The sequence below is a fragment of the Streptomyces sp. NPDC057877 genome (assembly GCF_042796855.1).
GTDB lineage: Bacteria > Actinomycetota > Actinomycetes > Streptomycetales > Streptomycetaceae > Streptomyces.
On sequence record NZ_JBHVMS010000002.1, the window covers coordinates 559,712 to 580,332 of the forward strand.

Sequence of the window (20,621 nt, forward strand, 5' to 3'; positions counted from 1 at the left end):
GATGAGTGGCGTCCGGGTACCCGTCTGTCACCGATCATGCCTGCCACCGCGCGACCGCAGGGCGGAGAAGCACATTCCGGGCAGCTACCGCGTCCGCTCCGCCAGCCCGGACGGCGGCACCGTACGCGCCACCAGCGGCCGACCCCCGTACCGGACCACTCCCTGGGCGGGACTGCTCGAGGGGCGCCGCGTGACCTCCCACTGGCTGGCCCTGGACGTCCTGGAGCGGTTCGGGGCGGAGCCCACCGGGGAGCGGGTGGTCACCGACGGCACGTACGTCGCCGCCGCCGGGGTCTCCTCCGGCATCGACAGGGGGCTCGCCCCGCTCGGCCGGATCGCGGGCGACGAACACGCCCGGTCCGTCCAGTGGCTGACCGAGTACGACCCCCGGCCGCCCTACGACGCGGGATCCCCCGACAAGGCCCCGGCCCACCTCGTGGAGCGGTTCCGCGCACGCAGCGGGCTCAAACTGACGTAGCCCAGGTGAAGCGCGGCTGCCTGCGCTCCAGGAACGCGGCGACACCTTCCGCGGTGTCGTCTCCGGCGCGCGCCTGCTTCGCCCAGTGGGCCTCCCGGTCCGCGCGGCCGTCGGCGAACTCCTTCGCCGCCGCCTGCGTCAGCAGCGAACGCGAGGCGAGAGTGCGGGTGAACTCCGCCACCCGCTGGTCGAGTTCGCCCTCGGGCAGTACCTCGTCCACCAGGCCCGTGCGCAGCGCCCGGTCGGTGCCGATCAACTCGCCCGAGAACAGCAGGTACTTGGCGGCAGCCGGTCCCACCAGGGACACCAGCCGCCGGGTCGCGGACGCCGGGTAGACGATCCCCAGCTTCGCCGGGGTCACCCCGAACAGCGCGCCGTCCTCGGCGAACCGCAGATCGCAGGCCGCCGCCAGCTGCGCCCCGCCGCCCACACAGTGCCCGCGCACCGCTGCCAGCGTCGGCTTCGGAAACGCGGCGAGGGCCTCCTCGGCGGCCACCGCCGCCTCCTGCGCCTCCTGCGGCGACCCCTGGAGCGTCGAGATGTCGGCCCCCGCGCAGAAGGTGCCGCCCGCGCCGGTCAGCACCAGCACCCGTACGGCCGGGTCGGCGGCCAGGGCGTCCAGCAGGGGCGGCAGCGCCCGCCACATCGCGGCGGTCATGGCGTTGCGCTTGGCCGGGTACTCGATGACGACCGTGGCCACGGAATCGGCGACGGTGTGCGACAGCTGGGGCTCCATGCGCGGGATGCTAGCCGTGACCGTCCCGCACACGATCATCGAGGGGCCCCTGGAAGGAGGGCACCGATGGCCGGACACACGCGGGACGGGACGCGGGAGGACCAGACGCGCAAGCTGAGCCGGGACTTCGGATGGCTCGCGGCGCTCGGGGTGATCCTGGTGATCGCGGGGCTCGTCGGACTCGTCTACACCGCCGTCGCCACCCTCACCACCATGCTCCTGTTCGGCTGGCTGCTGCTGGTCGGCGGCGCCGTCGGCCTGCTGCACGCCGTCCAGGCACGCGGCAGCAACTTCTTCTGGCTGGGCGTGGTCGTGGCCGCCCTGAACATCGCGGCCGGTGTGGTGATCCTCAGCGAGCCGGAGGCCGCCGCCGAGGCGCTGACCATGTTCGCCGCGCTGCTGTTCCTCACCGGCGGGGTGTTCCGCCTGGTCGGCAGCCTGGTGGTGCGCGGCCCGCAGTTCGGCTGGACCCTGGTGCAGGGCGCCTTCGGTCTGCTCCTGGGCGTCCTGGTGCTGGGGTCCTGGCCGAGCAGCAGCAAGTACGTCATCGGTACGTTCTTCTCACTGGCGCTGCTTTTCGACGGGCTCGGGCTGGTCGCGACGGGGTTCGGCGGGCGCCGGGTCATCGGCATGGTGTCGGAGGCGAGCGCGCCGGACGCCACCAAACCCGTACAACCCGAATAGTTCGCCAAGTCGGCACGAGTGGTGCAGGAGCAGTCCCTCAACTGACCGCGTCATACGCAGGCGGTCAGATGTGCTCATTAGTCGCTGACTTGCGTTCAGCTTGGCGGCGCGGAGCGGCTCGTTACCAACACTCGACGTGTGGCGACAATCGAGCACATCGAGCACAAGGGTGGCGACCGGACCATGGACGACCACGGGCGCGGGCCCGACCCACGCCCCGCGGGCGGCACGGACGCTGCCCCCGAACCGCCGACGCCCGCACCGCTGCCGTACGAAGGCGTGTGGCGGTTCACCGCGCCCGCTGTGGACGCCTCGGTCCCGCAGGCGCGGCACGCCGTGCGGGACCTGCTGCTGCGGCAGGGCGTACCGGCCTCGGACGACCTGGTGCAGGGTCTGCTGCTGATCGTCTCGGAGCTGGTCACGAACGCCGTCCGGCACGCGGCGCTGCTGTCGCCGATGCTGGCCGTCGAGGTCGCCGTCGGCGCCGAGTGGGTGCGGGTGTCGGTGGAGGACAACCACCCCTACCGCCCCACCGCCCTGGAGGCCGACCACGCCCAGACCGGTGGCCGTGGCCTGCTGCTGGTGCGCGAGGTGACCAGGGAGGCGGGCGGCGCGTGCGACGTCGAGCACACGACGACCGGCGGCAAGGTCATCTGGGCCGCACTGCCGCTCAAGCCCACGAGACCCTTCTAGACCGGCCCGTCGGGTCCGTCAGGTTTTCGCGGACCGGCCCGTCACCAGCCCGCCGACGGACCCGTCAGCTCCCGGACCGCGGGGCGGGCCGCGTCCAGGACGGTCATGAACCACGCCGAGAAGGGGTCCTTCGCATGCCGCTCCGCCAGCTCCGCGGGCGTCACGAAAGCCGTGGCGCCGACCTCCTCGGGGTCCGGCCGCAGCGGCGACTGCACCATGCCGACGAAGAGGTGGTTGTACTCCTGCTCCACCAGGCCGGAGGCCGGGTCCGGGTGGTTGTAGCGCACCGTGCCCGCCTCGGCGAGCAGCGACGGCGAGACACCCAGCTCCTCGTACGTCCGCCGGGCCGCCGCCGCGAAGGGGGACTCGGCGGGGTACGGGTGGCCGCAGCAGGTGTTGGACCACACACCGGGGGAGTGGTACTTGCCCGGGGCCCGCTGCTGGAGCAGCAGACGGCCGTGTTCGTCGAAGAGGAAGACCGAGAACGCCCGGTGCAGTTGTCCGGGCGGCTGGTGGGCGGTGAGCTTCTCCGCGGTGCCGATGGTCACGCCGTTCTCGTCGACCAGTTCCAGCAAGATCGCTTCCGCGGTGCCGTCCGTCGAGCCGGGCGTCGCGGTGGCAGGTGTGATCGGCATACCCATCCTTAACATCGGTCCTCGCGCCCCCAGTCTGCCGTACGAATCCGGCACTCCCGGCACTTCCCGGCGCGTCCGCATGTCCCGCGCGCGACGCGGTCGGCGACCACGCCGTTCGGCTGCCGGAAGCGGGGCCCGGTAGGTGATCGTTCCCGCCCGGGTGGGCCCGGAACCGTCCGGAAAGGGGCGCACGCCGGGCTCCTCAGCGCACGACCGCACCACCGGCCCCGTCAGTGGCACAGCCGTGCCTCGTGCGCCGCGTGCCCGCCCGGCTCCAACTGGAACGTGCAGTGCTCCACGTCGAAGTGGTCGCCCAGGCAGCCCTGGAGTTCATGGAGCATCTTCTCGTGCCCTATGGCGCTCAGCACCTCCGAGCGCACCACCACATGCGCGGAGAGCACCGGCATCCCCGAGGTGATGGTCCAGGCGTGCAGGTCATGGACGTCCTCGACGCCGTCGAGGGCCAGTATGTGCGTCCTGACCTCCGCCACGTCGACGCCCTTGGGCGCGGACTCCAGCAGCACGTCGAGGGTCTCGCGCAGCAGCCGCGCCGTCCGCGGCACGATCATCAGGCCGATCAGCAGCGACGCGATCGGGTCGGCGTACAGCCAGCCGGTGGCGAGGATCACCACCGCCGACACCAGCACCGCCACCGAGCCCAGCGCGTCCGCCGCCACCTCCAGGAACGCCCCGCGCACGTTCAGGCTCTCCCGCTGCCCGCGCATCAGCAGCGACAGCGAGACCATGTTGGCGGCCAGACCGATCAGGGCGAAGACGACGGTCAGACCGCCGTCCGTCGGGGCCGGGGTGATGAAGCGGTCGATCGCCTCGTACAGGACGTAGCCGCCGACGCCGAGCAGCAGCAGGCAGTTGGCGAGCGCGGCGAGGATCTCGGCGCGGGCGTAGCCGAAGGTGCGCTTCCCGCTCGGCGGCAAATTGGCGAAGTGGATGGCGAGCAGCGCCATGCCGAGGCCCAGCGCGTCGGTGGCCATGTGCGCCGCGTCCGCGACCAGGGCGAGCGAGTCGGCGAGGACGCCGCCGACGATCTCGACGACCATCACGGTGAGCGTGATCGACAGGGCGACCCGCAGCCTGCCGCGGTAGGCAGCCGCCGCCGTGCCCCGGGGCGGCCCGGCGTGCCCGTGCGCATGCCCGTGGTCGTGCCCAGCCCCCATGAAAGCCGCCTCCTGTGAACGTGCCGGGATCGGTCCGGGAGCCCAGTGAACTACGGGCGGGGGGTATCGGGCAACGCGACGCTGAACACCGTTGTCATATGCTCTGACCTGCGTAAACGAAGGATGGATGAAGCGCAGGTCAGAGCGCCCGGCGGATCAGCCGCCGTGCCGGAGCCGCCAGCCCGACCACGCCGACTCGACCATCTCGCCTACCCCGCGGCGGGCCGTCCAGCCCAGCTCCCGGGCCGCCAGTTCCGCCGAGGCGACCGAGACCGGCGCGTCCCCGGCGCGGCGCGCCTCGACCACCGGCGGGGTGCGGTCGCCGGTCACCTCGCCGATGGCGTCGATCATCTGCCGTACCGAGACGCCCTCCCCGCGACCGATGTTCAGCGTGAGATCGCCCGCCGCCCCGGGCGCGGCCAGCCGCCCGGCCGCCGCGAGGTGCGCCTCGGCCAGGTCCGCGACATGGATGTAGTCCCGGATGCAGGTGCCGTCCGGGGTCGGATAGTCGTCCCCGAAGATCCGCGGGGCCTCGTCACGGGTGAGCCGGTCGAAGACCATGGGGACCAGGTTGAACACGCCCGTGTCGGCCAGCTCGGGCGCCGCCGCGCCCGCCACGTTGAAGTAGCGCAGGCACACCGTCGCGATCCCGTGCGCCCGCCCGGCCGCCCGCACCAGCCACTCGCCGGTGAGCTTGGTCTCGCCGTACGGGTTCACCGGGGCGCACGGGGTGTCCTCCGTGATCAACTCCACATCGGGGTTGCCGTAGACGGCCGCCGAGGAGGAGAAGAGGAAGCGTCCGATCCCGGCGTCCGCGACCGCGTCCAGCAGGGTGCCGAGCCCGCCCACGTTCTCCCGGTAGTAGCGGGTCGGCTGGGCCACCGACTCCGCGACCTGCTTGCGCGCCGCGAGATGCACCACACCCGTGACCGCGTGCTCGGCAAAGACCTTGCGCAGCAGCTCGCCGTCCAGTGACGAGCCCCGGACCAGCGGCACGTTGGCCGGAAGCCGCGCGGGCACCCCGGCGGACAGGTCGTCCAGCGCCACGACGCGCTCCCCGGCCCCGGCCATCGCCCGCGCCACATGAGCCCCGATGTATCCGGCACCGCCGGTGATCAGCCAAGTCATGGTCGCACCCTAAGCCGACCGCGCGGGCGACGCCCGCTCCGAGCCGGGTGCGCCATGCGGCGAAGGGGACCTTCCGTCCGCGCGGTGCCCGTGCCCCGCCGCCGCGATATGCGCCGTTTCGCCGGTGCGATTTTGTACGCCGGGCCCCGCATCCCCGATGATGATCGACGCGGAGGTCCCAGCAGACCGTGTCGTCCGGATCATGAACGGCCGGTGAACACAGTCCCATCATCATCCGATAGCCTCTGCCGACATGCCGCCCGCCTGGTGCAGCCAAGGGGCGCCCCCACCATGCACACGCCCGGCGCCACGGCGTCGGCACCCAGGGAGTGAGTTCGGTTGCCGACCGCCATCCTCACCGGTCAGCCGGTCCCGGGATCGTCGCTCGAGGGCGATCTGCGGTCCCTCGGGTACGACGTGCGCACCGCCGAAGGCGCCGCCGAGGCCGAGACGCTGCTCGCCCAGGTCCCCCGGGACCAGCGGGTCGCCCTCGTCGACGCCCGCTTCGTCGGCCACCCGCACGCCCTGCGCCTCGGTCTGACCGACCCCCGCTTCCCGCTGGCCGCCGTCCCCGGCGCCGTCACGGCCCAGCCCGCCGGACGCCAGGCGCTGACCCGGGCGCTGGCCCGCGAGAGCGCCTCCGGCACCAGCGCCACCCTGGTCGCCAGCGACAGCCTCGCCGACCGGATCGTCACCGCCCTGGACGCCGACGGCAGCGCCCCGCACCGCCCCGAGCTGGGCAGCCTCGTCGCCACCGTCCCGGCCGACCCGCAGGCCCGCAACGAGGCACGGCAGGCCGTCGCCGCCGTCGACGACGAGGCCGTACGCCTGAAGTCGGCCGTGAAGGCCCGCGACGGCTTCTTCACCACCTTCTGCGTCAGCCCCTACTCGCGCTATCTCGCCCGCTGGTGCGCGCGCCGGGGCCTGACCCCCAACCAGGTCACCACCGCCTCCCTGCTCACCGCGCTGATCGCGGCGGGCTGCGCGGCCACCGGCACCCGCGGCGGCTTCGTCGCGGCGGGCCTGCTGCTGATCTTCTCCTTCGTGCTGGACTGCACCGACGGCCAGCTCGCCCGCTACTCCCTGCAGTACTCCACCCTCGGCGCCTGGCTGGACGCCACCTTCGACCGGGCCAAGGAGTACGCCTACTACGCCGGACTCGCGCTGGGAGCGGCCCGCGGCGGCGACGACGTCTGGGCCCTCGCCCTCGGCGCGATGGTCCTCCAGACCTGCCGTCATGTGGTCGACTTCTCGTTCAACGAGGCCAACCACGACGCCACCGCCAACACCAGCCCCACCGCCGCCCTCTCCGACAAGCTCGACAGCGTCGGCTGGACGGTCTGGGTACGGCGGATGATCGTCCTGCCGATCGGTGAGCGCTGGGCGATGATCGCCGTCCTCACCGCCGTCGCCACGCCCCGCATCACCTTCTACGCGCTGCTCATCGGCTGCGCCTTCGCGGCGACGTACACGACGGCGGGCCGGGTGCTGCGCTCGCTGACCCGCCGGGCCGAGCGCACCGACCGGGCGGCCCGGGCGCTGGCCGACCTCGCCGACAACGGCCCGCTCGCCGAGGGGCTGAGCCGGGTCGCCTGGCCGCTGAAGGCCCCGTTCGCCGCGGCGCTGACCGGCACCGCCGCGCTGCTGCTCACCGCCGCCCTGGCCCCGTACGGCAGCTGGCTGCCCGCCCTCGCCGCCGTCTTCTCCGTGGCCTTCGCCGCTCTCGCCCTGGCCCGCCCGCTCACGGGCGCCCTGGACTGGCTGGTTCCGCCCCTTTTCCGGGTGGCCGAATACGGCACCGTCCTGATCCTCGCCGCCACCTCCGAGGTGAACGGAGCACTTCCTGCGGCTTTCGGCCTGGTGGCCGCTGTCGCCTACCATCACTACGACACGGTGTACCGCATCCGCGGCAACGCCGGAGCGCCCCCGGCCTGGCTGGTGCGCACGGTCGGGGGGCACGAGGGGCGGACCCTGCTCGTCACCGTGCTGGCCGCGCTGCTCACCGCATCGCAGTTCACGGTCGCGCTCACGGCCCTCGCCGTGGCCGTGGCCGTGGTGGTGGTCGTGGAGAGCATCCGCTTCTGGGTCTCCGCGGGGGCGCCCGCCGTACACGACGAAGGAGAAACCGCATGATCGGCCTCGTGCTGGCGGCCGGCGCCGGCCGGCGTCTGCGCCCTTACACGGACACCCTGCCCAAGGCGCTGGTGCCGGTCGGGCCCGAGGGCGTCGAGGGCGAGCCGACGGTCCTGGACCTGACCCTCGGCAACTTCGCCGAGGTCGGGCTGACCGAGGCGGCGATCATCGTGGGCTACCGCAAGGAGGCCGTGTACGAGCGCAAGGCCGCCCTGGAGAAGACGTACGGCCTGCGGCTCACCCTCATCGACAACGACAAGGCCGAGGAGTGGAACAACGCCTACTCCCTGTGGTGCGGCCGTGACGCCCTCAAGGACGGCGTCATCCTCGCCAACGGCGACACCGTCCACCCGGTCTCCGTCGAGCGGACGCTGCTCGCCGCCCGCGGCGACGGCAAGAAGATCATCCTCGCCCTGGACACGGTGAAGTCGCTGGCCGACGAGGAGATGAAGGTCGTCGTCGACCCCGGACAGGGTGTCCGGAAGATCACCAAGCTGATGGACCCCGCCGAGGCCACCGGCGAGTACATCGGCGTCACCCTCATCGAGGGCGACGCCGCCCCGGAGCTGGCCGACGCCCTGCGCACCGTCTGGGAGACCGAGCCGCAGCAGTTCTACGAGCACGGCTACCAGGAGCTGGTCAACCGCGGCTTCCGCATCGACGTGGCACCGATCGGCGACGTGCCGTGGGTCGAGATCGACAACCACGACGATCTCGCCCGGGGACGGGAGATCGCGTGCCGGTACTGACCCGACTCATCCCCTCCCCGGTCGTCGTCGACATCCGCCCCGGCGCCCTCGACGACCTGGGCTGCGTCCTCGACGACGAGCGGATCTCGCACTCCGGCAAGCTCGCCGTCGCGGTCAGCGGCGGCTCGGGCGCCAGGCTGCGCGAGCGGCTGGGCCCGTCGCTGCCCGGCGCCTCCTGGTACGAGGTCGGCGGCGGCACCCTCGACGACGCGGTCCGGCTGGCCGCCGACATGCGGGCCGGGCACTACGACGCCCTGGTGGGCCTCGGCGGCGGCAAGATCATCGACTGTGCCAAGTTCGCGGCGGCCCGCGTCGGCCTGCCGCTGGTCGCCGTCCCCACGAACCTCGCGCACGACGGACTGTGCTCCCCGGTCGCCACCCTCGACAACGACGCCGGGCGCGGCTCCTACGGCGTGCCCAACCCGATCGCGGTCGTCATCGACCTGGACGTGGTCCGCGAGGCCCCGGTGCGCTTCGTCCGGGCCGGGATCGGCGACGCCGTCTCCAACATCTCCGCCATCCGCGACTGGGAGCTGGCGGGCCGGGTCAAGGGCGAGAAGATCGACGGCCTGGCCGCCGCCATGGCCCGGCAGGCGGGCGAGGCGGTGCTGCGCCACCCCGGCACCATCGGCGACAACGACTTCCTCCAGGTGCTCGCCGAGGCCCTCGTCCTCTCCGGCATCGCCATGTCCGTGTCCGGCGACTCCCGCCCCTCCTCCGGCGCCTGCCACGAGATCAACCACGCCTTCGACCTGCTGTACCCCAAGCGCGCCGCCGCCCACGGCGAGCAGTGCGGGCTCGGCGCCGCCTTCGCGATGTGGCTGCGCGGCGCCCACGAGGAGTCCGTGTACATGGCCGGGGTGCTGCGCCGCCACGGGCTCCCGGTGCTGCCGGAGGAGATCGGCTTCACACCGGAGGAGTTCTTCCGCGTCGTGGAGTACGCCCCGCGGACCCGCCCCGGCCGCTACACGATCCTCGAACACCTCGACCTGAACACCCACCAGATCAAGGACACTTACGCCGACTATGTCAAGGCCATCGGTAGCTGAACTCCGTCCGGTCGTCCACCCCGCGGGGGTCAAGGACCGGCGCAGCGGTGAGCACTGGGGCGGACGCCTCTACATGCGCGAGGTGTCGCTCAGGATCACCCGCCTGCTGGTGAACACCCGGGTCACGCCCAACCAGCTGACGTACCTGATGACCCTCTTCGGCGTCCTCGCCGCCCCCGCCCTGCTGGTGCCGGGCATACCCGGCGCGGTCCTCGGGGTGCTGATGGTCCAGCTCTACCTGCTGCTCGACTGCGTCGACGGCGAGGTGGCCCGCTGGAAGAAGCAGTTCTCCCTCGGCGGGGTCTACCTCGACCGGGTCGGCGCCTACCTGTGCGACGCCGCCGTGCTCGTCGGCTTCGGGCTGCGCGCCGCCGACCTGTGGGGCGGCGGACGGATCGACTGGCTGTGGGCCTTCCTCGGCACCCTCGCCGCGCTCGGCGCGATCCTGATCAAGGCCGAGACCGACCTGGTCGGTGTCGCCCGGCACCAGGGCGGGCTGCCGCCGGTGCAGGAGTCGGCGTCCGAGCCGCGCTCCTCCGGCATGGCGCTGGCCCGCCGCGCCGCCGCCGCGCTGAAGTTCCACCGGCTGGTGCTCGGCATCGAGGCGTCCCTGCTGATCCTGGTCCTCGCGGTCCTCGACACGGTCCGCGACGACCTGTTCTTCTCCCGGCTCGGGGTCGCCGTACTGGCGGGCATCGCGCTGCTCCAGACCCTGCTGCACCTGGTGTCCATCCTCGCCTCCAGCAGGCTGCGGTGAGCGCCGCGGACGCGTCCGCGCTGAAGGTCGGCGCGGTCGTCATCACCATGGGCAACCGCCCCGACGAACTGCGCGCCCTGCTGGAGTCGGTCGCCAAGCAGGACGGCGACCGGGTCGAGGTGGTCGTCGTCGGCAACGGCTCGCCCGTGCCCGACGTCCCCGCCGGGGTACGCACCATAGAGCTGCCCGAGAACCTCGGCATCCCCGGCGGCCGCAACGTCGGCATCGAGGCCTTCGGCCCCGGCGGCCGGGACGTCGACATACTCCTCTTCCTCGACGACGACGGCCTGCTCGCCCGCACCGACACCGCCGAGCTGTGCCGCGAGGCCTTCGCCGCCGACGCCCGCCTCGGCATCGTCAGCTTCCGCATCGCCGACCCCGACACCGGCGTCACCCAGCGCCGCCACGTCCCCCGGCTGCGCGCCTCCGACCCGATGCGCTCCTCCCGGGTCACCACCTTCCTGGGCGGCGCCAACGCCGTCCGCACCGCGGTGATAGCCGAGGTCGGCGGGCTCCCGGACGAGTTCTTCTACGCCCATGAGGAGACCGACCTGGCCTGGCGGGCGCTGGACGCGGGCTGGATGATCGACTACCGCGCCGACATGGTGCTGTACCACCCCACGACCGCCCCCTCCCGGCACGCGGTCTACCACCGGATGGTCGCCCGCAACCGCGTCTGGCTCGCCCGGCGCAACCTGCCCGCCCTCCTCGTCCCCGTCTACCTGGGCGTCTGGCTGCTGCTCACCCTGGCCCGCCGCCCCTCGCGGCCCGCACTGAAGGCGTGGTTCGGCGGCTTCCGGGAGGGCTGGGCCACCCCCTGCGGTCCCCGCAGGCCCATGAAGTGGCGTACGGTGTGGCGGCTGACCAGACTGGGCCGACCCCCGGTCATCTGACAAGCTCGTCCCTGAGAGCATCGACCGGTGCCGGGCCCGCGCGGGCCGCTCGGATCGAAGACGAAAGTTTCCACTTGTGAGTGAGACAACGCACGACGGAGGAGTCGCGGTGACGACCACGCTCCCGTCGCCCGACGAGTCCCTGACCGCGGCGCAGCTCGCCGCGAAGTACGGCCTGTCCGTGAGCGGCGCCCGGCCCTCGCTCGCCAGTTACGTCCGCCAGCTCTGGGACCGGCGCCACTTCATCCTCGCCTTCTCCCGGGCGAAGCTGACCGCCCAGTACAGCCAGGCCAAGCTGGGCCAGCTGTGGCAGGTGGCGACGCCGCTGCTGAACGCCGCGGTGTACTTCTTCATCTTCGGCCTGCTGCTGGGCGCCCGCCGCGGCATCCCGCACGACATCTACGTGCCGTTCCTGGTGACCGGCGTGTTCGTGTTCACCTTCACCCAGAGTTCGGTGCTGGCCGGGGTGCGGGCCATCTCCGGCAACCTCGGGCTGGTGCGGGCGCTGCACTTCCCCCGGGCCTCGCTGCCGATCTCCTTCGCGCTCCAGCAGCTCCAGCAACTGCTGTACTCGCTGATCGTGCTGGTCGCGGTCATGATCGGCTTCGGCAGCTACCCGAGCCCGGCGTGGCTGCTGGTGATCCCGGCGCTGGTGCTCCAGTTCGTGTTCAACACCGGCCTCGCGCTGACGTTCGCCCGGATGGGCAGCAAGACGCCCGACCTGGCCCAGCTGATGCCGTTCGTGCTGCGCACCTGGATGTACGCCTCGGGCGTGATGTTCAGCATCCCGGCGATGCTCGCCGACAAGGACGTCCCCGGCTGGGTCAGCGACATCCTCCAGTGGAACCCCGCCGCGATCTACATGGACCTGGTCCGCTTCGCGCTCATCGACGGATACGGCTCCTCGTACCTGCCGCCGCACGTGTGGGCCTTCGCACTGGGCTGGGCGGTGCTCGCGGGCGCGTTCGGCTTCGTGTACTTCTGGAAGGCTGAGGAGCAGTACGGCCGTGGCTGACCTCGACAAGACCGACCACGTCAGCGCCTACGACGACGGCGCCCGCGTCCCCACCGTCATCGCCGACGACCTGCACATCGTCTACCGCGTCAACGGCGCCAGGACCGGCCGGGGCAGCGCCACCGCCGCCCTCAGCCGCATCCTCAAGCGCGGCTCCGACGACAGCGCGAGGGGCGTGCGCAAGGTGCACGCCGTACGCGGTGTCTCCTTCGTCGCCTACCGGGGCGAGGCCATCGGCCTGATCGGCTCCAACGGCTCCGGCAAGTCCACCCTGCTGCGCGCCATCGCCGGGCTGCTGCCCGCCGAGCAGGGCAGGGTCTACACCGACGGGCAGCCCTCGCTGCTCGGCGTGAACGCGGCCCTGATGAACGACCTGACCGGCGAGCGCAACGTCATCCTGGGCGGCCTGGCGATGGGCATGTCCCGGGAGCAGATCAGGGAGCGCTACCAGGACATCGTCGACTTCTCCGGCATCAACGAGAAGGGCGACTTCATCACCCTGCCGATGCGCACGTACTCCTCCGGCATGGCGGCCCGGCTGCGGTTCTCCATCGCCGCCGCCAAGGACCACGACGTCCTGATGATCGACGAGGCGCTGGCCACGGGCGACGGCCGCTTCCGCAAGCGCTCCGAGGCCCGCATCCGCGAGCTGCGCAAGGAGGCCGGGACCGTCTTCCTGGTCAGCCACAACAACAAGTCGATCCGCGACACCTGCAACCGCGTCCTGTGGCTGGAGCGCGGCGAGCTGCGCATGGACGGCCCGACCGACGAGGTGCTCAAGGAGTACGAGAAGTTCTCCGGCAAGTGACACGTCCCAAGGCCGTGACGGCCCCGCCGGAACTGCTCCGGCGGGGCCCGCGTCTGCAAAGGAAACGTCAACTCTGCGCGGCCTTAGGAATCTTGGGGCCAATCGGTGTGTTGTTGTGATGTGCAGGACACCCCCGGGCACCCTGCTCCGCTGTACAACGTAAGCTGTACCGGTGCCGAATCACGGCAATCAGGGCCATACTGCTCGACACTCTGCTCCGGGACCGCCGCACCGGGCGCCGGGCGGCGTGTCCGAAATAGTGTGTATTGGGTCCGCAGTGTAGAACGGGAGATGTGACGGCAATGGCTACGGAAACTCCCCGGCTCCGCGCAGCATGTGCCGTCCCCGCCCCGGGCAGCGAACGGTGACGGGAACAGCGACGACGCGCCCGGGGGACCCGGAGCGCGTGACGCTCGACAAGGCCACGACGGAGAACTTCCCCGTGGCCCCCTTCTTCCTGCCCCGCGCCTGGCGCACCGACCTCATGGCCGTCTACGGCTTCGCCCGTCTGGTCGATGACATCGGCGACGGCGATCTGGCCCCCGGCGGCGCCGACGCGGCCCTGCTCGGCGTGGCACCCGACGAGGCCGACGACCGGCTGGTCCTGCTCGACGCCTTCGAGGCCGACCTGCGCCGCGTCTTCGACGGCACCCCGCGCCACCCGCTGCTGCGCCGCCTCCAGCCCACGGTGCGCGCCCGCGCGCTGACCCCCGAGCCGTTCCTCGGACTGATCGCCGCCAACCGCCAGGACCAGCACGTCAAGCGGTACGAGACCTACGACGACCTGCTCGCCTACTGCGAGCTGTCCGCCAACCCGGTGGGCCGTCTCGTCCTCGCCGTCACCGGCACCGCCACCCCCGAGCGGATCCGCCGCTCCGACGCCGTCTGCACCGCCCTCCAGATCGTCGAGCACCTCCAGGACGTGGCCGAGGACCTCGGCCGCGACCGGATCTATCTGCCCGCCGCGGACATGAGGCGCTTCCATGTCCAGGAGGCGGACCTCGCCCCACGGAGCGCGGGCGCGTCGGTGCGCGCCCTGGTCGCATACGAAGCACAACGCGCTCGCGAACTCCTGAATGAAGGCGCCCCCCTCGTGGGTAGCGTCCACGGCAGGCTGAGGCTGTTGCTCGCAGGGTTCGTGGCGGGAGGAAGGGCGGCGCTCGACGCGATCGTCGCCGCCGATTACGACGTACTTCCCGGCCCGCCCAAGCCCGGCAGGATCCGGCTGCTGCGTGAGGTGGGCGTGACTCTGCGAGGAGAGGGGTGATCCGGACCGTGGAGTCTCCACCACACGCGTCCGCGCCGGTACTCGCCGCCTACAGCTACTGCGAGACCGTCACCGCACAGCAGGCGCGCAACTTCGCCTACGGCATCAGGCTGCTGCCGACGCCCAAGCGGCGCGCGATGTCGGCGCTGTACGCGTTCTCCCGCCGGGTCGACGACATCGGCGACGGCAAGCTGGACGACGACGTGAAGGCGGCCAGACTCGAGGACACCCGGGCGCTGCTCACCCGGATCCGCGAGGCGGGCATCGACGAGGACGACACCGACCCGGTCGCCGTCGCCCTCGCGCATGCCGCGCGCGCCTTCCCGATCCCGCTGGACGGCCTGGACGAGCTGATCGACGGCGTGCTGATGGACGTCGGCGGCGAGACCTATGAGACCTGGGACGACCTGAAGGCGTACTGCCGCTGTGTGGCGGGCGCCATCGGGCGGCTCTCGCTCGGCGTCTTCGGCACCGAGCCGGGCGCGCGCGGCGCCGAGCGGGCTCCTGAGTACGCCGACACCCTCGGCCTCGCGCTCCAGCTCACCAACATCCTCAGGGACATCCGCGAGGACGCCGAGGACGGCCGCACCTATCTGCCCGCCGACGACCTCGCCAAGTTCGGGTGCTCGGCCGGGCTCAGCGGGCCGACCCCACCGGAGGGCTCCGACTTCGCGGGCCTCGTGCACTTCGAAGTGCGTCGGGCCCGCGCCCTTTTCGCCGAGGGCTACCGGCTGCTCCCGATGCTCGACCGCCGCAGCGGCGCCTGTGTCGCCGCGATGGCGGGGATCTACCGCAGGCTCCTGGACCGCATCGAACGCGACCCCGAGGCGGTGCTGCGCGGCCGGGTCTCGCTGCCCGGGCGCGAGAAGGCCTATGTCGCCGTGCGCGGGCTGTCCGGTCTTGACGCCCGCCATGTGTCCCGGCGGACCGTCAGGAGGCGCGCCTGATGGACCACCTCGACCCGGGCCCGGACACCGGCCCGAAGCGGCGGGCAACCCTCCGCCTCGGCGGGGCGTCCCTGACTGCAACGGCCCGCCGTTCATGCCGCACACGGCACCACGCCGGGTGCGCGGGGGAGGGGGCGCGATGACCGACCGTACCGACCTGGACGGGCCGCGCGCACACGCCACCGCGGGCTCCGCACGGGACGCCGTGGTGATCGGCGGTGGGCTCGCCGGGATCACCGCCGCGCTCGCGCTCGCCGACGCGGGAGTCAAGGTCACCCTGCTGGAGGGCCGACCGCGCCTGGGCGGGCTCGCCTTCTCCTTCCAGCGCGGTGAGCTGACCGTCGACAACGGCCAGCACGTCTATCTGCGCTGCTGCACGGCCTACCGCTGGTTCCTCGACCGGATCGACGGCACCCGCCTCGCCCCGCTCCAGGACCGCCTCGACGTACCCGTCGTCGATGTCACCCGACCCGAGGGACGACGCCTCGGCAGGCTGCGGCGCGACGCGCTGCCCGTGCCCCTGCACCTGGGGCGCAGCCTCGCCACCTATCCGCACCTTCCGCTCGCCGACCGCGCCCGGGTGGGGCGTGCCGCGCTCGCGCTCAAGGGGCTCGACCTCGCCGATCCGAGCCTGGACAGCCAGGACTTCGGCAGCTGGCTGACCGCACGCGGTCAGTCGGCGCGTGCCATCGAGGCCCTGTGGGACCTGGTCGGGGTCGCCACCCTGAACGCGGTCGCGGGCGACACCTCGCTGGGGCTCGCCGCGATGGTGTTCAAGACCGGTCTGCTCTCCGACCCGGGCGCGGCCGACATCGGCTGGGCACATGTCCCGCTGGGCGAACTGCACGACCGGCTGGCGCGCAGGGCGCTCGACTCCGCGGGCGTACGCATCGGACTCCGGACACGCGTCACCTCCATCTCCCAACAGGACAACGGACGTTGGAGCGTCTCGGTTCCCGGCGAGCGCGTCGAGACCGACGCGGTCGTCCTCGCCGTACCCCAGCGCGAGACCCACTCCCTGCTGCCCGACGGCGCCCTGGACGACCCCGGACGGCTGCTGCGCATCGGCACCGCGCCGATCCTCAACGTCCACGTCGTCTACAACCGCGAGGTGCTCGACGCCCCCTTCCTCGCCGCGCTCGGCACCCCGGTGCAGTGGGTCTTCGACCGCACCGCCGCCTCCGGCCTGGAATCCGGCCAGTACCTGGCCCTGTCCCAGTCGGCCGCGCACGACGACATCGACGCGCCCGTGGCCGACCTGCGCGACCGCTATCTGCCCGAACTGGAGCGGCTGCTGCCGCGCACCCGGGGAGCCGAGGTGCGCGACTTCTTCGTCACCCGCGAGCGCACCGCCACCTTCGCCCCCGCCCCCGGCGTCGCACGGCTGCGGCCCGGCGCCCGTACCCGAGCCCCCGGCCTGTACCTGGCCGGTGCGTGGACCGCCACTGGGTGGCCCGCGACCATGGAGAGTGCGGTCCGCAGCGGCATCAGCGCGGCGGACGCCGCGCTGGCGGCCCTCGGACGCCCCCGCCCCGCCCATCTCTTCGACGTCGAGGAGGCGGCGTGACGCTCGATCAGCAGCGCGCGGCAGGCACCCGCACCCCCCGCACAGCAACAAGAGGAGAGAACGTGTCCCCTGTGCCCCCGGCCTCGACGGCCGCTCGAGAGACCGCGGTCGACGTGACCGCGCTCCTGGAGCGTGGCCGGACCCTGGCCACGCCGGTGCTGCGGGCGGCCGTCGACCGCCTGGCGCCGCCCATGGACACGGTCGCCGCCTACCACTTCGGCTGGATCGACGCACACGGCAACCCCACCGCGGGCGACGGCGGCAAGGCCGTGCGCCCCGCCCTCGCCGTGCTCTCCGCCGAGGTCACCGGTGCCGCGCCGGAGACCGGCGTCCCGGGCGCCGTGGCCGTCGAACTGGTCCACAACTTCTCCCTGTTGCACGACGACCTGATGGACGGCGACGAACAGCGCCGCCACCGCGACACCGTCTGGAAGGTGCACGGCCCCGCCCAGGCCATCCTCGTCGGCGACGCCCTGTTCGCGCTGGCCAGCGAGGTGCTGCTGGAACTCGGCAGCGTCGAGGCGGGCCGCGCCGCCCGTCGGCTGACCACCGCGACCCGCGCGCTGATCGACGGCCAGGCCCAGGACATCTCCTACGAGCACCGCGACCGCGTCAGCGTCGAGGAGTGCCTGGAGATGGAGGGCAACAAGACCGGCGCCCTGCTCGCCTGCGCCAGCTCCATCGGAGCCGTCCTCGGCGGTGCCGACGACCGCACCGCCGACGCCCTGGAGCGCTACGGCTACCACCTCGGCCTCGCCTTCCAGGCCATCGACGACCTGCTCGGCATCTGGGGCGACCCGGAGGCCACCGGCAAGCAGACCTGGAGCGATCTGCGACAGCGCAAGAAGTCCCTGCCGGTGGTGGCCGCGCTCGCCGCGGGCGGCCCCGCCTCCGACCGGCTCGCCGAACTGCTCGCCGCCGACGCCAAGGCAACCGACTTCGCGAACTTCTCCGAGGAGGAGTTCGCGGTCCGCGCCGCCCTCATCGAGGAGGCGGGCGGACGCGGGTGGACCGCCGAGGAGGCGCGCCGCCAGCACACCATCGCCATCGAAGCCCTCGACGCCGTCGGCATGCCCGACCGGGTACGCGACCGGTTCACGGCGCTCGCCGACTTCGTCGTCGTACGAAAGAGATGATCATTATTGGCCGAATAGATCTCGCGTAGTCGCCGGCCGGGGCAGCGCGCAGGCGCGCTCCGGCCGACGGCGGACCCACAGCAGACGCACCATTTGCAGCACTGCACGAAGGGGAAGCCATGACAGCGACGACCGACGGAAGCACCGGGGCCACACTGCCGCCCCGCGCTGCCGCGGCCAGCGAAACCCACATCACCACCCCCGAGGCGGCCGGGGTCAAGGAAGCCGCCGTGCGCGCGGTGCAGCGCGCCACGGAGCACCTGCTGGCCCGGCAGGACGCCGAGGGCTGGTGGAAGGGCGACCTCGAGACCAACGTCTCCATGGACGCCGAGGACCTGCTGCTCCGTCAGTTCCTCGGCATCCTGGAGGAGCCGACCGCCCACGCCGCCGCCCTGTTCATCCGCGGCGAGCAGCGCGAGGACGGCACCTGGGCCACCTTCTACGGCGGCCCCGGGGACCTCTCCGCCACCATCGAGGCGTACGTCGCGCTGCGCCTGGCCGGGGACACCCCCGACGCCCCGCACATGGCGAAGGCGGCCGAATGGATCCGGGCCCGCGGCGGCATCGCCTCCGCCCGCGTCTTCACCCGGATCTGGCTGGCCCTGTTCGGCTGGTGGAAGTGGGAGGACCTGCCCGAACTCCCCCCGGAGATGATCTACTTCCCGACCTGGGTACCGCTCAACATCTACGACTTCGGCTGCTGGGCGCGGCAGACGATCGTCCCGCTGACCATCGTCTCCGCCAAGCGTCCGGTGCGGCCCGCGCCGTTCCCGCTCGACGAACTGCACACCAATCCCGCCGACCCCAACCCGTACCGGCCGCTCGCCCCCGCGGCGAGCTGGGACGGCGCCTTCCAGCGCATCGACAAGGCGCTGCACGCCTTCCGCAGGGTCGCCCCGCGCCGACTGCGCCGGGCCGCGATGAACACCGCCGCCCGCTGGATCATCGAGCGGCAGGAGAACGACGGCTGCTGGGGCGGCATCCAGCCCCCTGCCGTGTACTCGATCATCGCGCTGCACCTGCTCGGCTACGACCTCAAGCACCCCATCATGCGTGCCGGTCTGGAGTCGCTGGACCGTTTCGCCGTCTGGCGCGAGGACGGCGCCCGGATGATCGAGGCCTGTCAGTCCCCGGTCTGGGACACCTGCCTCGCCACCATCGCGCTCGCCGACGCGGGCGTCCCCGCCGACCACCCGCAACTGGTGAAGGCCGCCGACTGGATGCTCGGCGAGCAGATCGTGCGCCCCGGCGACTGGTCGGTGCGGCGGCCCGGACTGCCGCCCGGCGGCTGGGCGTTCGAGTTCCACAACGACAACTACCCCGACATCGACGACACCGCGGAGGTGGTCCTGGCGCTGCGCCGGGTCAAGCACCACGACCCGGAGCGGGTGGACAAGGCGATCGGCCGCGGCGTCCGCTGGAACCTCGGCATGCAGTCGAAGAACGGCGCCTGGGGCGCGTTCGACGTCGACAACACCAGCCCCTTCCCCAACCGGCTGCCGTTCTGCGACTTCGGCGAGGTCATCGACCCGCCGTCGGCGGACGTCACCGCGCACGTGGTGGAGATGCTCGCGGTGGAGGGCCTCGCCCACGACCCGCGCACCCGCCGCGGCATCGCCTGGCTGCTCGACGCCCAGGAGCCGGACGGCTCGTGGTTCGGGCGCTGGGGCGTCAACTACGTCTACGGCACCGGGTCCGTCGTCCCCGCCCTGGTCACCGCCGGACTGCCCGGCTCGCACCCGGCGATCCGCCGCGCGGTGAGCTGGCTGGAGCGCGTGCAGAACGAGGACGGCGGCTGGGGCGAGGACCTGCGCTCCTACAAGTACGTCAGGGAGTGGCGGGGCCGCGGCGCCTCCACCGCCTCCCAGACCGCGTGGGCGCTGATGGCGCTGCTCGCGGCCGGGGAGCAGGAGTCCAAGGCCGTCGAACGCGGCATCGAGTGGCTGGCGGCCACCCAGCGCGAGGACGGCTCCTGGGACGAGCCGTACTTCACCGGCACCGGCTTCCCCTGGGACTTCTCCATCAACTACCACCTCTACCGGCAGGTCTTCCCGGTGACCGCGCTCGGCCGGTACGTGTACGGAGAGCCCTCGGTCCTACAGCCGCACCACGCGGCCAAGGGGGGCTGATGCCGCCACCGTCCGCCCCGGCCCCGCTGCTGATCGCCTGCGCGCTCGGCATCGAGCAACTCGCCCTGCGCACCGGCGAGAAGGGCGGCGCCGGAGCACCCTTCACCGTGCTGCGCACCGGCATGGGCCCCAAGGCGGCCGAGCGCTCGGTCACCCGGTTCCTCGCCGACCCGGCGCGGCGCGACGCCGCCGTCCTCGCCACCGGCTTCTGCGCGGGGCTCGCCCCCGGCATGCACCCCGGTGACCTGGTCGTCGCCGAGGAGACGCGCGACCCGCGCGGGCGCACGCCCTGCGTGGGCACCGAACTCCTGGTCAAGGAGCTGGTGCGGGCCCTGCCCGGCCGTACCGTCCACACCGGGCCGCTCACCGGCACCGACCATGTCGTCCGGGGGCACGAGCGGGGCGAACTGCTCACCACCGGCGCGATCGCCGTGGACATGGAGTCCGCGGCCACGCTGCTGAGCGCCGTCCGAGCGGGCGCGCGCCCCGTTGCGGCCGTCCGGGTGGTCGTGGACGCTCCAGAACATGAACTCGTCCGGATCGGCACGGTGCGCGGTGGAATATCGGCTTTCCGTGTCCTTCGTTCCGTACTTCCCGCTTTCTTCGAATGGCACCGTTCCTTGCTGCTCCCCAGGAGGTGAG

At 72.5% G+C, this 20,621-nt stretch carries 20 protein-coding genes and 1 pseudogene; 17 read left to right on the forward strand and 4 right to left on the reverse strand.

Annotation, left to right across the window (positions count from 1 at the left end; genetic code table 11):
- Positions 1–166 precede the first annotated feature (166 nt).
- Positions 167–478: pseudogene (locus ACFVQG_RS06345) on the forward strand (DJ-1/PfpI family protein); the annotation flags it as partial.
- On the opposite strand, the gene ACFVQG_RS06350 reads toward ACFVQG_RS06345, so the two are convergent.
- On the reverse strand, positions 465–1,214 hold the full coding sequence (locus ACFVQG_RS06350; protein ID WP_383377452.1) for an enoyl-CoA hydratase/isomerase family protein: 750 nt from the start codon (positions 1,212–1,214) through the stop codon (positions 465–467). The pseudogene ACFVQG_RS06345 and the gene ACFVQG_RS06350 sit on opposite strands and share 14 nt — an antisense overlap.
- A gap of 66 nt (positions 1,215–1,280) precedes the next feature.
- Between ACFVQG_RS06350 and ACFVQG_RS06355 the strand changes: the two genes are divergently transcribed.
- Together ACFVQG_RS06355 and ACFVQG_RS06360 are read left to right on the forward strand one after the other, a co-directional pair.
- The gene (locus ACFVQG_RS06355; protein ID WP_383377454.1) at positions 1,281–1,898 is read left to right on the forward strand and encodes an HdeD family acid-resistance protein; all 618 of its coding nucleotides are present in this window, start codon (positions 1,281–1,283) and stop codon (positions 1,896–1,898) included.
- 183 nt (positions 1,899–2,081) lie between these two features.
- Positions 2,082–2,591: an ATP-binding protein gene (locus tag ACFVQG_RS06360; protein WP_383377960.1), complete on the forward strand. Its 510-nt coding sequence runs from the start codon at positions 2,082–2,084 to the stop codon at positions 2,589–2,591.
- Positions 2,592–2,632: 41 nt separating this feature from the next.
- On the opposite strand, the gene idi is transcribed toward ACFVQG_RS06360, so the two are convergent.
- The 3 genes from idi to galE form a co-directional block, all read right to left on the reverse strand.
- A complete protein-coding gene (idi, locus tag ACFVQG_RS06365) occupies positions 2,633–3,226 on the reverse strand; it encodes an isopentenyl-diphosphate Delta-isomerase (protein ID WP_383377457.1) in 594 nt (197 codons plus the stop codon).
- 230 nt (positions 3,227–3,456) lie between these two features.
- Complete coding sequence (locus tag ACFVQG_RS06370) at positions 3,457–4,401, reverse strand: cation diffusion facilitator family transporter (protein ID WP_383377459.1); 945 nt, start codon at positions 4,399–4,401, stop codon at positions 3,457–3,459.
- A 156-nt stretch (positions 4,402–4,557) separates the two neighbouring features.
- On the reverse strand, positions 4,558–5,529 hold the full coding sequence (gene galE, locus ACFVQG_RS06375) for a UDP-glucose 4-epimerase GalE (RefSeq protein ID WP_383377461.1): 972 nt from the start codon (positions 5,527–5,529) through the stop codon (positions 4,558–4,560).
- Positions 5,530–5,868: 339 nt separating this feature from the next.
- On the opposite strand from galE, the gene ACFVQG_RS06380 reads away from it, so the two are divergent.
- From ACFVQG_RS06380 to ACFVQG_RS06445, 14 genes are all read left to right on the forward strand, one after another.
- The gene (locus ACFVQG_RS06380) at positions 5,869–7,662 is read left to right on the forward strand and encodes a DUF5941 domain-containing protein (protein ID WP_383377463.1); all 1,794 of its coding nucleotides are present in this window, start codon (positions 5,869–5,871) and stop codon (positions 7,660–7,662) included.
- The gene (locus tag ACFVQG_RS06385; RefSeq protein ID WP_383377464.1) at positions 7,659–8,411 is read left to right on the forward strand and encodes a sugar phosphate nucleotidyltransferase; all 753 of its coding nucleotides are present in this window, start codon (positions 7,659–7,661) and stop codon (positions 8,409–8,411) included. Before ACFVQG_RS06380 ends, ACFVQG_RS06385 begins: the two co-directional genes overlap by 4 nt.
- Positions 8,399–9,460 (forward strand): iron-containing alcohol dehydrogenase family protein, encoded by a 1,062-nt coding sequence (locus tag ACFVQG_RS06390; protein WP_383377466.1) that lies wholly within the window; start codon positions 8,399–8,401, stop codon positions 9,458–9,460. The genes ACFVQG_RS06385 and ACFVQG_RS06390 overlap by 13 nt, the downstream gene beginning before the upstream one ends.
- Positions 9,438–10,217: a CDP-alcohol phosphatidyltransferase family protein gene (locus ACFVQG_RS06395; RefSeq protein ID WP_383377468.1), complete on the forward strand. Its 780-nt coding sequence runs from the start codon at positions 9,438–9,440 to the stop codon at positions 10,215–10,217. The genes ACFVQG_RS06390 and ACFVQG_RS06395 overlap by 23 nt, the downstream gene beginning before the upstream one ends.
- A 47-nt stretch (positions 10,218–10,264) precedes the next feature.
- Positions 10,265–11,110, forward strand: coding sequence for a glycosyltransferase family 2 protein (locus ACFVQG_RS06400; RefSeq protein ID WP_383377962.1), 846 nt, complete (start codon positions 10,265–10,267; stop codon positions 11,108–11,110).
- Between the two features lie 76 nt (positions 11,111–11,186).
- Positions 11,187–12,125, forward strand: coding sequence for an ABC transporter permease (locus ACFVQG_RS06405; RefSeq protein ID WP_383377470.1), 939 nt, complete (start codon positions 11,187–11,189; stop codon positions 12,123–12,125).
- Entirely contained in the window at positions 12,118–12,933 is an 816-nt protein-coding gene (locus tag ACFVQG_RS06410) for an ABC transporter ATP-binding protein (RefSeq protein ID WP_383377472.1), read from the forward strand. Before ACFVQG_RS06405 ends, ACFVQG_RS06410 begins: the two co-directional genes overlap by 8 nt.
- Positions 12,934–13,267: 334 nt before the next feature.
- Entirely contained in the window at positions 13,268–14,200 is a 933-nt protein-coding gene (hpnC, locus tag ACFVQG_RS06415; RefSeq protein ID WP_383377473.1) for a squalene synthase HpnC, read from the forward strand.
- A complete protein-coding gene (gene hpnD / locus ACFVQG_RS06420; RefSeq protein ID WP_383377475.1) occupies positions 14,197–15,147 on the forward strand; it encodes a presqualene diphosphate synthase HpnD in 951 nt (316 codons plus the stop codon). The genes hpnC and hpnD overlap by 4 nt, the downstream gene beginning before the upstream one ends.
- Positions 15,147–15,290 (forward strand): DUF6380 family protein, encoded by a 144-nt coding sequence (locus tag ACFVQG_RS06425; protein ID WP_383377477.1) that lies wholly within the window; start codon positions 15,147–15,149, stop codon positions 15,288–15,290. The genes hpnD and ACFVQG_RS06425 overlap by 1 nt, the downstream gene beginning before the upstream one ends.
- A complete protein-coding gene (gene hpnE, locus ACFVQG_RS06430; protein ID WP_383377481.1) occupies positions 15,287–16,714 on the forward strand; it encodes a hydroxysqualene dehydroxylase HpnE in 1,428 nt (475 codons plus the stop codon). Before ACFVQG_RS06425 ends, hpnE begins: the two co-directional genes overlap by 4 nt.
- 71 nt (positions 16,715–16,785) lie before the next feature.
- Entirely contained in the window at positions 16,786–17,850 is a 1,065-nt protein-coding gene (locus ACFVQG_RS06435) for a polyprenyl synthetase family protein (RefSeq protein WP_383377964.1), read from the forward strand.
- 119 nt (positions 17,851–17,969) lie between these two features.
- Positions 17,970–19,979, forward strand: a complete 2,010-nt coding sequence (gene shc / locus ACFVQG_RS06440) for a squalene--hopene cyclase (protein WP_383377485.1) — start codon at positions 17,970–17,972, stop codon at positions 19,977–19,979.
- Positions 19,979–20,620 (forward strand): 1-hydroxy-2-methyl-2-butenyl 4-diphosphate reductase, encoded by a 642-nt coding sequence (locus ACFVQG_RS06445; RefSeq protein WP_383377487.1) that lies wholly within the window; start codon positions 19,979–19,981, stop codon positions 20,618–20,620. Before shc ends, ACFVQG_RS06445 begins: the two co-directional genes overlap by 1 nt.
- The last annotated feature ends 1 nt before the right edge of the window (position 20,621 follow it).